General features: G+C 38.8%; 9 protein-coding genes. 3 read left to right on the forward strand and 6 right to left on the reverse strand.

Going from position 1 to position 13,236, the window contains the following annotated elements:
• Window positions 1-161 precede the first annotated feature (161 nt).
• From ATZ99_RS01365 to nifV, 4 genes are all read right to left on the reverse strand, one after another.
• Entirely contained in the window at window positions 162-1,721 is a 1,560-nt protein-coding gene (locus ATZ99_RS01365; protein ID WP_068747451.1) for a methylenetetrahydrofolate reductase C-terminal domain-containing protein, read from the reverse strand.
• A gap of 175 nt (window positions 1,722-1,896) precedes the next feature.
• Window positions 1,897-2,904, reverse strand: coding sequence for an isocitrate/isopropylmalate dehydrogenase family protein (locus tag ATZ99_RS01370; RefSeq protein WP_068747452.1), 1,008 nt, complete (start codon window positions 2,902-2,904; stop codon window positions 1,897-1,899).
• On the reverse strand, window positions 2,901-4,835 hold the full coding sequence (locus ATZ99_RS01375) for an aconitate hydratase (protein ID WP_068747453.1): 1,935 nt from the start codon (window positions 4,833-4,835) through the stop codon (window positions 2,901-2,903). Before ATZ99_RS01375 ends, ATZ99_RS01370 begins: the two co-directional genes overlap by 4 nt.
• 2 nt (window positions 4,836-4,837) lie before the next feature.
• On the reverse strand, window positions 4,838-5,983 hold the full coding sequence (gene nifV, locus ATZ99_RS01380) for a homocitrate synthase (RefSeq protein WP_068747454.1): 1,146 nt from the start codon (window positions 5,981-5,983) through the stop codon (window positions 4,838-4,840).
• A gap of 302 nt (window positions 5,984-6,285) precedes the next feature.
• Here nifV and ATZ99_RS01385 point away from each other — a divergent pair, with 302 nt between their 5' ends.
• Genes ATZ99_RS01385 through ATZ99_RS01395 form a run of 3 tightly spaced genes read left to right on the forward strand, consistent with a single transcriptional unit; the run spans window position 6,286 to window position 9,655 of the window.
• Complete coding sequence (locus ATZ99_RS01385) at window positions 6,286-7,371, forward strand: class II glutamine amidotransferase (protein ID WP_068747455.1); 1,086 nt, start codon at window positions 6,286-6,288, stop codon at window positions 7,369-7,371.
• Window positions 7,368-8,870, forward strand: a complete 1,503-nt coding sequence (locus ATZ99_RS01390) for a glutamate synthase-related protein (protein WP_068747456.1) — start codon at window positions 7,368-7,370, stop codon at window positions 8,868-8,870. Before ATZ99_RS01385 ends, ATZ99_RS01390 begins: the two co-directional genes overlap by 4 nt.
• 47 nt (window positions 8,871-8,917) lie before the next feature.
• The gene (locus tag ATZ99_RS01395) at window positions 8,918-9,655 is read left to right on the forward strand and encodes a GltB/FmdC/FwdC-like GXGXG domain-containing protein (RefSeq protein WP_068747457.1); all 738 of its coding nucleotides are present in this window, start codon (window positions 8,918-8,920) and stop codon (window positions 9,653-9,655) included.
• Window positions 9,656-9,673: 18 nt separating this feature from the next.
• Here ATZ99_RS01395 and accC read toward each other — a convergent pair whose 3' ends face one another.
• Both accC and accB read right to left on the reverse strand, forming a co-directional pair.
• The gene (gene accC / locus ATZ99_RS01400) at window positions 9,674-11,017 is read right to left on the reverse strand and encodes an acetyl-CoA carboxylase biotin carboxylase subunit (protein ID WP_068747458.1); all 1,344 of its coding nucleotides are present in this window, start codon (window positions 11,015-11,017) and stop codon (window positions 9,674-9,676) included.
• Between the two features lie 3 nt (window positions 11,018-11,020).
• On the reverse strand, window positions 11,021-12,859 hold the full coding sequence (gene accB, locus ATZ99_RS01405) for an acetyl-CoA carboxylase biotin carboxyl carrier protein (RefSeq protein WP_068747459.1): 1,839 nt from the start codon (window positions 12,857-12,859) through the stop codon (window positions 11,021-11,023).
• Between the last annotated feature and the right edge of the window lie 377 nt (window positions 12,860-13,236).

Genomic DNA, 13,236 nt, shown 5'->3' on the forward strand with positions numbered 1-13,236 from the left:
AAGCGTTCATTTTACCCTTGACACATCAAGATGGGTAAATATACTTGGTTAGGGCCATAAGAAAAGGTGACATTTTCTCTGAATAAAACTACCCCTCTTGGGGTGACATTTTCATAGAATCTTGACAGAAATTAATTAAAACTATTATTTTATACTATATCTTATTTTTTACCTTTTTCATTATTTTCTATTCCTAAATGGGAGGCCGAATGATCCCATCCTAAGTAATAATTCAGCCAGGAGGATGTATGATAAAGATCCCAGTTGGGAGGAGGTATTATATCACCGGCAAGTTTTTCTTCTTTACCGTCATTTTTTAAGCGGGCATAAGCTCTAACATAAGCGCATTTTTTCTTATTTGGATATACCTCGCACCAGCCCATAAAACTGCCACCGCAAGCTCCATTCCTCTGTTTTTTGGGGCATTGAGACATGGGACATACATAGGCCACATCCATTAAAGCGCAGTCTCCGCAATCGTGGCAATCGTATAAACAAACCTTCATTAAATGTTCAAAAGCATGGTAGGGTCGCTCCAGCGATGTTCCGTCAACCCTTTTTGCTATTGCCCGCATCGGCTTCCATAATGGCGCTTTGGGTTCCAGCATTAGTTTATGGGTTAAAGTTGAAAGTTTATATACAAATTCCACCTTTGTATCAAGGGGTCTATTTTTTCTATCCACCGGTTGTGATGTATTTAAACCTGTTTCGGGATCTTTTTCATAATAATAAAAACCACCGGGGATGGGGTAGTCAAATTCATGAATATAGTCCATCCAATTTGCACTTAATTCCTCACCTTTTTCAATGATGTACTCCACATCCTCGTATTTTAAATTATGGCCACCGATATGAACACCATCAAAATTCATACCCTTCATAAAAGCATACATTTTTGCCGCTCTATCAAGGCGAGCTTTATATCCCTTATCCGGAGCTTGCGCTTCTTTTTCCAGCTCTGCTACCAATTTATCTGTAACCACGCATCCCGGAATTTTATTTTTGTTCATCGCCTTTGCAGTACCAATGGGCAAAACGTAAATATTGCCTATTACAGGGATATCCCATCCTTGCTGCCTGATATATTGAATTACTTCATGAAATTTCCTTGCATCATATCCCAGCTGGGTAACAATAAATTGGGCTCCCGCTTCTATTTTCTTCTTTAACTTATAATATTGCACCATTTGCTCGGCTTCGGTGGCCTTGAAGGGAGACACTACAGCACCTGCAAAAAAATCACTGGGTTTATGCTTAACAGTCCCTTTAATTCCCGGGTATTCCAGCCCATTGTTCATCTTTGATATGAGTTCCAGAACGTGAACAGGATCTAAATCAAAAACCGGCATGGGACGACCCTTATAGCCGGTAACGGGATAGTCTCCTGTCATTACGAGGAGATTCCTTATTCCCATTCTATCTAAAGCATAAAGCTGGCTCTCAATCTGGTTTCGATTCCTATCCTTGCAGGTAAAATGAACTAAGGGTTCTATACCTTTTTTTATAATTTCCGATGCAAGATAGTCAGCCAGTATCGCTGGATTTCCTCCCGGATTGTCCGTCAGCGTAATAGCGTGAATTTTTCCCCCTTTAGCCGCCTGTTCAGCTGCCATGAGTACTTCTTCCTGGTTTTTTTCAAAAGCGCCCCTGCCAGGTACCAATTCCCAGGTTATGGAGAAAAACTCTTTATTTAATAAAGATTCTTTAAAGCGGTTCTCCATCTTCTCTCTTCACCCTCCAAAATAAATTCCCCCTGCTGAACATCGGTATTATTAAAATTCAATTTTTTCTATAATATTTTATAAATACTATATATTTTAATTAAACAATAATTTAAATAATTTTTCAATAGTTTAATTCAATAAAATGGTTTCGAAATTTTAATATATTATTTAATTAAAGTTCTTTTATCTTTTCACAAATTTTTATTGAAAACTCTTCGGTAGTGGCATTCCCTCCAAGATCGGGAGTTAAGCATAATTTTTCTTTTATTACTATTTCCAGAGCTTTTTCTATTTTTCGTCCCCGTTCTGACTCACCTATGTATTTTAGCATTTGCGCTGCTGAAAGAATCAAAGCGGTAGGGTTTGCTATATTTTTCCCTGCGATATCCGGTGCACTCCCGTGAACTGCTTCAAAAACAGCTAAATTATCACCTATATTAGCACCAGGTACAACTCCCAGGCCACCCACAAGTCCAGCACAAAGGTCAGAAATTATATCCCCGTAAAGGTTCGGGCATAAAATAACATCGTAAATTTCAGGGTTTCTCACCAGCTGCATACACATATTGTCTACTATAATCTCTTCATAAATTATATCAGGGTATTCCTTTGATACATTACGGACACATTCTAAAAATAGTCCATCGGTAAGCTTCATAATATTTGCTTTATGAACGGCTGTCACTTTTTTTCTGCCCTCTTTTTTTGCGTATTCAAAGGCAAATTTTGCTATACGCGTAGAGGCTTTTGCGGTGATAATTTTAATACTTTCCGCCGCAAAGTCTCCTATTCTGTGCTCCACGCCACAATAAAGATCTTCTGTGTTTTCGCGAATAACTACAATATCCACATTTTTATAATGGCTACTTATTCCCTCAAAGGATTTAGCCGGTCGAACGTTCGCAAATAAATCTAATTCCTTTCTTAAAGCCACATTAATGCTTCGAAATCCCTCAGCAATTGGAGTAGTTGTAGGCCCTTTTAAACAAACACCATTTCTCCTTATTGAATTTATAACCTCATCGGGCAACGGGTTTTTATATTTTTCTATAGCGGAAGTTCCTGCTTCAAAAACTTCCCACTCCACTTTTAAGCCTGTCGCTTCCATAACTTCAAGGGTTGCTTTAGTTATTTCCGGTCCAATTCCATCACCGGGTATTAGAGTAATCCTGTGCATCATACCTCACCCCTGAAATTTTGTTTGATGAAATTTAAAAGACCTCCAGCAAGCAATATCTTTATTTGTCTTGGTCCCAAATCAAACTTAACTGGAATTTCAATATTTCGGGTAACATTTTTTAGTATTGCCTCACCTTTCATTAAGCTTTCTTTTATATTTTTTAACACCAATTTGTCATTATCAGTTATATTCTCATAATCTTCAACTTTTTTAAATGTCATTGGAATAATTCCATAATTAACTAAATTATCCCGGTGTATCCTTGCAAAGGACTTGGCGATAACAGCTTTTACCCCAAGGTAAGAAGGAACAAGTGCTGCGTGTTCCCTGCTGGATCCCTGTCCGTAATTTTCACCGGCAACAATAATTCCCCCGCTGTTTTCTTTTGCCCTTTTTGAAAAATCTTTATCAATAACAGAAAAACAATATTCGGCTAACGCAGGTATATTTGATCTCAAAGGTAAAAGCTTTGCTGTGGATGGTAAAATATGATCGGTGGTGATATTATCTCCTACTTTTATTAAAACCGATCCTTCTAAATGTTCACCCGGTTCCCGACCAGCAGAAATCGGAATTATATTTGGCCCATAATAAACCTTTATCGAATCTCTATCAATAGGAGGAGGTATAATCATATTATCTTCTATTACGTATTTTTCCGGTTCACATACTTCGGGCATATCGCCCAATTCTCTCGGATCGGAAAGTTCACCTCTTAGAGCAGTAATTGCTGCAACTGCAGGACTTGCTAATATTACTTGAGCATTTTGGGTCCCACATCTTCCTTTAAAATTTCGGTTAAATGTCCTGACGGAAACCTCTCCTGTGCCTGGAGCCTGCCCCATTCCTATACATGGTCCACAAGTACATTCCAGAATTCTGGCTCCGGCGGAAATTATGTCTGCAAGAATTCCACTTTGAGCCATCATCGTCAAAACCTGCTTTGATCCTGGAGATATTACAAGGCTCACCCCTGGATGAACCGTTTTCCCTTTTAGCATTTTCCCTACCAGCATCATATCTTTATAGGAAGAATTGGTGCAACTACCAATTGCTACCTGATCCACTTTTATTCCTTTTACTTCATTGATGGGATGAACATTATCCGGGCTATGGGGAAGTGCTACTAAAGGTTCCAGCTCTGAAAGATTTATTTCAATTTTCCCATCGTAATTCGCTCCTACATCAGGCAGTAATTCGATCCGGTCTTTTTCTCTTCCCTGTGCTTTAAGAAACTTACAGGTAACTTCATCGCTGGGAAAAATTGAAGTTGTTGCTCCGAGCTCTGCCCCCATATTGGCAATTGTAGCCCTTTCATGAATTGAAAGAGTTTTTACCCCTTCACCGGTGTATTCAAATATTTTGCCAACTCCTCCCTTTACACTTAATCTCCTTAAAAGCTCTAAAATTACATCCTTTGCAGTAACCCACGGTTTTAGCTTTCCCTTCAGCTCCACATTAATAATTTGGGGGACCCTTAAATAATAAGGATATCCTGCCATGGCAGCCGCCACATCAAGTCCCCCTGCGCCTATTGCAAGACAGCCTATTCCCCCCGCTGTAGGAGTATGACTGTCAGAACCTAAAAGCGTATCTCCGGGCACTGCAAACCTTTCTAAATTTACCTGATGGCAAATACCATTCCCGGGTTTTGAATAATAAATTCCGTATTTTTGTGCAATGGTAGCTATAAATTTATGGTCATCGGCGTTTTCATAACCTGTTTGGAGGGTATTATGATCTATATAGGCTACAGACCTTTTTGTTTTCACCCTATCTATTCCCATTGCTTCCAATTGTAAATATGCCATTGTACCCGTTGCATCCTGGGTCAGGGTTTGATCTATTTTAATAGCAATTTCTTCACCTGCTCTAAGCTCTCCTTCTACCAAGTGATTTAACAAAATTTTTTGAGTGATATTTAATTTCATCCTTAGATCACCTCCCGTCCAACCTTTTTCTGATTCCAATTGTAATATAAATATAAAAATTCCCTTTCCGTTAGACTTCGTTTTATTGATACCGCGGTTTCTCTTACTTTTTTCAATAATTCTTGAGCTTCTTCTCTCGATATCCTTATATCATATTTCCCCAAGGTGCTAATTATTGCCGCAGTTCCCGAATGTTTACCAATGAAAATTTTTCTTTCCAGCCCCACCTCTGAAGGATTAAAAACTTCATAGGTTTCCGGATGTTTTAAGGCCCCATCCACATGTATCCCTGATTCATGAGCAAAAATATTTTCTCCAACAATTGCCTTCCACGGTGGTATAATTCTTCCGCTGGCCTTAGCCACATATTCAGATATTTCTTTAAACAGTTCAGTTTTTAAACTTATTTCCCACCCGAGTACATATTTTAATGCCATTGCTACTTCTTCCAGTGCGGCATTACCCGCTCTTTCTCCCAAACCATTAACGGTCACTCCCACATGAGTAGCACCCGCTATTATTCCTGCTATGGCATTGGCCGTAGCCATTCCGAAATCGTTATGAGTATGCATTTCTATTTCTAAATCTACGGCCGCTCTTAACTTTTTTATCTTCTCATAAGTCGAAAATGGGTCCAAAATCCCCACCGTGTCGCAAAACCTCAATCTATCTGCTCCCGCCTCTTTTGCTGCTTTACAGAACTCTATCAAAAAATCCTGATCTGCCCGGGAAGCATCTTCGGCATTAACAGAAACGTAAACACCGTGCTTTTTTGCAAAAACAGTCGCCTCTACCATTTGTTCTATTACTTTTTCTCTTGTAGTTCGTAGTTTGTGCTGTATATGTAGATCCGAAACTGCAATGGAAATAGCAACCGCATCCACACCACATTTGAGAGATTTTTCAATATCGTCGATAACTGCCCTGTTCCAAGCCATGATGCTGGCTTTCAGACCAGCTTTTACAATTGCTCTGATACTTTTTACTTCTTCCTCTCCCATCGCAGGTATTCCAGCTTCTATCTGGTCTACCCCTATCATATCGAGAAGCTTTGCTATAATCACCTTTTCCTCCGGCGCAAAAACCACTCCAGCGGTTTGTTCCCCATCCCTTAAAGTAGTGTCTACCCATAAAACTTTGGGTTTCATACGGCTACCCCCTTTGTTTATTTGTATTCATGATTTATTGTATGCAATTATACAACGTATGGATTTAGCTGTCAATATTTCAGGGAAAGTTTTTTTTTTTTTTTTTTATTTATTTAATACTTTATCAATTTATCTTTTTAATTTTTAAATTTATTATTGACATAAATATCTCCCAAATATATAATGTAAAAATAATTGTATTATTGTATTCTATAATACATTATGCCCTGTTTCTTATTTTTTCACCTACATAATGTTACAATAATTGCACTTCATAATATTGAAAAGTTAGGAGGTTAAAAATGTTTCAATCACCATCTTTAAAGGATATTTCAGGATGTGCAATTGCAAGTATTTTAAATACTAAAGGAAAAGGTATTAAAGGAGATGTCATTACATCCGCAATATCTGTCATGCGAGAACGCTCAAATGGTTTAGGCGGAGGATTTGCTGCTTATGGAATATATCCAGAATTCAAAGATTATTATGCCTTTCATATTATGTTTGTGGATGAAAGTATAAAAGAATCTGTGGAAGCCTACCTTCAGGAAAAAATGGTACTGGTTAAAAGTGAGGCTATCCCTACTCGTAAAAAAATGAGCTTTTTAAATACTCCGCTTTTGTGGCGATATTTCCTGGAGGTACCAAAAAGTAAATTGACATCTCCAATTACTGAAGAGGATTATGTAGTTTCAATAGTTATGAAGATTAATAAGCGCTTTAATGGTGCTTTCGTCTTTTCCAGCGGTAAAAATATGGGAGTTTTCAAGGGGCTTGGTTATCCTGAAGATATAAGCAGGTTTTATAGATTGGAAGAATATGAGGGATACCTTTGGACTGCTCATGGTAGATTCCCTACAAATACACCTGGATGGTGGGGAGGGGCTCATCCTTTTGCCCTGTTAGATTGGTCCGTTGTGCATAACGGTGAAATAAGTTCTTATGGAACCAATAAGAGATATGTGGAAACTTTCGGATATGAATGTTCCCTCTTAACCGATACTGAGGTAATTGTCTATTTACTGGACCTTTTAATCAGACGACATGGATTACCTATAGATATCGCGCTTAATGCCTTAGCCCCACCTTTTTGGGCAGAAATCGATTCAATGGATAAAAACATGAAAGAAGCTCTTAGTGCGTTAAGGATGGTATATGCAAGTGCCCTTCTAAACGGCCCTTTCAGCATAATAATAGCTAACAGCCACATGATGATAGGATTGACCGATAGGATTATGCTAAGGCCTTTGGTGGCAGCAAAAAAAGATGATTTTTATTATATGGCTTCTGAAGAAGCGGCAATTAGAGAAATTTGTATCGAACCTGATACAGTATGGAGCCCTAAAGGAGGAGAGCCTATAGTGGTACGCATGGAGGTGAGAACATGAAATTTTCCCATCCTGACTTCTTAGTTAAAATAAATGAAAACTGTATAAAATGTAAACGTTGTATATCCGAATGCAGCTTTCAAGTTTTTACCTGGGAAAAAGATAAAATAAAAATCTCCCATGAAAAATGCGTAGCTTGCCATAGATGTACGCTATACTGTCCGGCAGCAGCAATAACTGTGGTGAAATTTCCTGCAGAATATAAAGAAAACTATCTCTGGGCTCAAGAGATTATTAAAGATATCTGGAAGCAGGCCGATACCGGCGGGAAAATATTAACCGGTACAGGAAACGATAGGCCTTATCCTGTATTGTGGGATAAAATCCTTCTGGATGCCAGTCAGGTGACCAACCCTTCCATAGATCCTTTACGAGAACCTATGGAGCTACGCACTTACTTAGGAAAGAAACCAGAAAAGTTAGAATTCTGGTGCAACAAAAATGGGGAAGTGAAGCTTACAACAGTAATGGAACCGCAAATAAAACTTGAAACTCCCATAATTTTTGCAGGTATGTCCTATGGAGCAGTAAGTTTAAATGTTCATCTAATTCTTGCAAAAGCCGCTCAAGAATTAGGCACCCTTATGAATACTGGAGAAGGGGGACTTCCTGCAGAGCTTTTACCCTATAAAGATAATATTGTAGTTCAATGTGCTTCCGGCAGGTTTGGAGTAAGCCTTGAATATCTTAACTCCTGTGCCGCCGTTGAAATTAAGATCGGGCAAGGGGCTAAACCAGGAATCGGTGGACATCTCCCCGGTGAAAAAGTTACAGAAGATATTTCACGAACCAGAATGATTCCATCGGGCACTGATGCCATATCGCCTGCACCTCATCACGATATTTATTCAATTGAGGACTTGAAACAGCTCATATATGCTATCAAAGAGGCTACTCGTTATAAAAAACCGGTAGGAGTGAAAATAGCCGCAGTTCACAACGTTGCCGCCATTGCAAGCGGCGTAGTTAGAGCAGGAGCTGATATTATTACCATTGATGGCTTTAGAGCTGGAACTGGAGCTGCACCAAAAGTTATAAGGGACCATGTGGGAATTCCCATAGAAATTGCCCTTGCTCAGGTTGATGAACAACTCAGAAGAGAAGGTATTCGTCATATGGCATCCATTATAGCAAGTGGTGGTATAAGAAATAGCGCTGATATAATAAAAGCTATTGCCCTGGGAGCGGATGCAGTAGCAATCGGTACAGCTGCTTTGATAGCATTGGGTTGCCATTTATGCCAGAAGTGTTATACTGGGCTTTGCCCGTGGGGGATAACTACCCAAAAGCCTGAATTAATAAAGCGTCTGAATGTAAATGAAGGAGTTTTAAGAGTAACCAATTTAGTAAAGGCGTGGAATCTGGAAATAAAAGAAATTCTTGGAGCTCTCGGAATAAATTCCATAGAAAGTCTTAGAGGCAATAGAGAAAGGTTGAGGGGCATTGATCTGGATGAGGTTTACTTGGATGTGCTGGGAATAAAACCGGTAGGCAGATAACTTTTGAGGACTATTTAAATAAATAAATAAACAGGAGGTATACAATCATGAAAATTGACGCAAAAGGAATGCACTACAGGGAACTTAACGAACGCATTCATGATGCAGTTTTAAAAGGAATTGAAGAAATTGATATAGTAAATGTTCTCGGGCAGCGATATATCGGTACCGGCATAGGACAGAAGATTACAATAAATATTTACGGAACACCTGGTAGTGACCTGGGAGCATTTATGGATGGCCCAAGGATAAACGTTTACGGAAGCTGTCAGGATGTAATTGGAAATACCATGAATGATGGTGAAATAGTAATTCATAAAGATGCGGGTAATGTTCTGGGTCTTTCAATGAGAGCAGGAAAGGTGTTTATTAAAGGCTCAGTAGGTTATAGGACTGGAATTCACATGAAAGCATATAAGGATAAATGTCCCGTAATAGTAATAGGTGGAAAAGCAGGAGATTTTCTCGGGGAATATATGGCTGGAGGAAGACTTGTGGTATTAGGTATTTTTGGCAGAAAAAAAGACCCTGTAGCTGGAAGGTTTATCGCTACCGGCATGCATGGTGGTACTATTTATATAAGAGGTAATATCAACCGCAGTCATGTAGCAAATGAAGTCTGCATAGAAGAAATATGCGAAGAAGATTTACCCATATTAAGAAAGGATATAGAAGAATTTTGCAAACATTTTGAGATAAGTGATGTAGACTCCATTCTCTCTGGTCCTTTTATAAAATTAGTACCAAAAAGTTTAAGACCTTATAGTAAAATGTATGCTTACTAAAATTCCTATGATTATATATTAATCTAATAGACGCCGCTGAATAAAATTGGTATAAACTTCCCCCCGCTTAAAAAAAGCATTGTCCATGATTTTCAAATGGAAGGGAACGGTAGTAGTTATCCCTTCTATTTTTATTTCATTTAATGCACCTCGCATGCGAGAAATTGCCTGGTCTCTCGCAGGCGCCCATGCTATTATTTTTGCAATGAGAGAATCATAATAAGGCGGTATTTCATAGCCCGTATAAATAGCACTATCTACGCGAATGCCAAACCCTCCCGGTGCATGATAATATCGTATCCGTCCGGGAGTTGGTTGAAAATTCCGCGAGGGATCTTCCGCATTAATACGACATTCAATAGCATGGCCGTTAATTTTTACATCTTGCTGTTGAAAGGATAATTTTTCACCGGCCGCAATAAGTATTTGTTCTTTCACTATATCAATACCTGTCACCGCTTCCGTCACCGGATGTTCCACCTGAATACGGGTATTCATTTCGATAAAATAGTATCTACCCTGCTTATCTACGAGAAATTCAATTGTTCCAGCACTATAATAATCTACTGTTTTTGCAGCTTTTATAGCTATTTTGCCCATTTCCTCCCTCATTTCGGGCGTTAAAGCAGTTGAAGGAGATTCTTCGAGAATCTTCTGATGCCTGCGCTGTAAAGAACAATCTCTTTCATAGAGATGTATTATATTTCCATGGGTATCGCCTAAGATTTGAAATTCTATATGTCTTGGTTCTTCAATATATTTTTCAAGATATACCGCAGCATTTCCGAAGGAAACTTCCGCTTCTTGTTTAGCTGTCATAATTTCCTTTCTAAGCTCATCAGGATTCTGAGCAATTCTCATTCCTCGTCCTCCGCCGCCGGCTGCTGCCTTAATAATAACAGGATAACCAATCTCTTTTGCAACAGACAAAGCATGATCAATATTTTCGATAACACCCTCTGATCCTGGAACTACGGGAATCCCCGCACTAATCATTGTTTCCCTGGCAGTTGCCTTATCTCCCATCCTTTGAATGGAGCGAGGAGAAGGTCCTATAAATTTTATTCCACATGTTGCACACATTTCAGCAAAATATTCATTTTCAGCCAAAAAACCATAACCGGGATGTATCGCATCTGCTTTTTTAACCTTTGCCGCAGCTATAATGTTTGTAATATTAAGATAGCTTCTCACAGGAGAAGCAGGACCTATGCATATTGCCTCATCGGCAAGCTTTACATGCAGTGAATTTCTATCGGCTTCCGAAAAAACCGCAACCGTCTTTATCCCCAATTCTCTACAAGCACGTATTATTCTGACCGCTATTTCTCCTCTATTTGCTATCAATATCTTCTCAAACATATTCTAAATCTCCCTCTCCAATATAAAAAGAGGCTGCCCGTATTCTACCGGCTGCCCATTTTCCACGAGAATTTCTACTACTTGCCCAGCCTCTTCTGACGTTATCTCATTCATTAATTTCATAGCCTCAATAATACATAGGGTTTGCCCGGGTTTTACGCGCGTACCAATTTCGACAAAGGGCGGTGCATCGGGGGCAGGTGCCCGGTAAAAGGTTCCTACCATAGGCGATTTTATTTCAATAAAGTTATTTTTTTTATTATCCGCTTCTTCACATGGTTTTGACATTTCCTGCTTTTGCTTAAAAGCTCTATCATCTTTTTCTTTTACAATATCACTTTCTCTTTTTATATTAATTTTTACCCCTCCGCTCTCAAGGTTTAACTCAGTAACTCCCGTTTCCTCCAAAGCTTTTATAAGTTCAGTAATATTTTTGATATCCATATTTTCTTCTACCTCCCTTACAGATTCTTCGTATTTTTTATCCTGCCTTTTTCCCGGTTGAAGTTTTCCTTCCTTTCTTTTTTCTAAAAACTTCCTGGTAACTTGAGGAAAAAGAGCATAAGAAATTACATCCTCATCATTTTCAGCAAGTTCTCCTATTTCCAAACGTGCCTGTTCTAAAAGGGGTTCTAAATAATCAGCTGGTCTTCCTGAAATTGGTTCTACCTCATTCAATATTCTTCTTTTTATTTCTTCGTCAATTGGTGCCGGTGGTTTCCCATAAAATCCTTTTACATAATTTTTTACTTCTTCCGGGACAATCTTGTATCTCTCTCTTAAAAGAACATTTAAGACCGCTTGAATTCCAACTATCTGGCTTGTAGGAGTTACCAGGGGAGGATATCCCAGTTCCGCCCTTACCCTCGGTATTTCCTTTAGTACCTCAACTAATCGGTTTTCCGCCTTTTGTTCTTTTAGCTGTTGGATCAAATTGCTTATCATCCCTCCAGGAACCTGATGTTCAAATACTCCCATATCCGTTAATCGAGTTACCCCTCTCTCATATCCCAGCTCCCGGCGCAAATCATCAAAATATTTTGCTATATCAAATAAAAGATGAAGGTCAAGCCCGGTATCCCAGGGCGTACCCATTAAAGACCTTACTACAGTCTCCACAGGCGGAAGAGAAGCACCAAAAGCAAGTGGAGTGGTGGCCGTATCTACCACATCTACTCCAGCTCGGACGGCTTCTATATATGCTCCCAGTGCCAGCCCGCCTATATAATGGCTGTGAAGTTGAACTGGCACTCTCAGATTTTCTTTAAAAAGTTTTACAATTTCATAAGCAGAAAAAGGAGTAAGTAACCCAGCCATATCCTTTATACATATTGAGTCCGCCCCCATATTTTCGATATCCTTCGCTACTTTTAAAAAATGATCCATGGTGTGCACGGGGCTGACGGTATACACTACAGTCCCTTGAACATGGGCACCTTCCTTTTTTGCCGCACTGATTGGCACTTCCATATTTCTTAAATCATTTAGAGCATCAAAGATGCGGATGATATCTATGCCGTTTTCTACCGCCTTTCCAATAAAGGCCTTTACAACATCATCGGGATAGTGTCTATATCCTACCAGGGATTGACCTCTCAAAAGCATTTGCAAAGGGGTATGTTTCACATACCTTTTTATAGTTTTCAGTCGAATCCACGGATCCTCGTCTAAATATCGAAGACACACATCAAAGGTGGCACCGCCCCACACTTCCAAGGAATGATACCCTGCGCTATCTATTTTTTCCAGCACCGGTAGCATATCTTGAAGTGACATGCGTGTTGCCCATAAACTCTGATGACCGTCTCTAAGGGTCACATCAGTTATTTTCACCGTGCTCAATTTGTTTTCCCCCCTTTAAAGATAGCTCTGAGTAAATGTTCTAAATTAATTATCGAAAATTGTTTTAAAGTAAATTTTTGTTTTTTATTTTTATATATTTTTTGTTGACATAATTTTTTGAAATATAAGTTTAGCAAGAAAATAGAATAACAAAAAAAGGAATATGTACTCCATAAATCGGGGAATTTATTCTCCAAAAAAGGCAATAATATACTAACCAATGCAATAACGCATCAGCTGGAAATTTTATAAATATTTTACTTAACACTATTTTTCAGACTGTGGCGATATTACTTCATAACCATGTTTACGAATTTCATTTATAATTCGTTTAATATGGTTAGCCTCTTGTTTCTCTCGAACTTCCTTAAAAACAT

The sequence above is a fragment of the Thermovenabulum gondwanense genome, assembly GCF_001601575.1.
Taxonomy (GTDB): Bacteria; Bacillota; Thermosediminibacteria; order Thermosediminibacterales; family Thermosediminibacteraceae; genus Thermovenabulum; species Thermovenabulum gondwanense.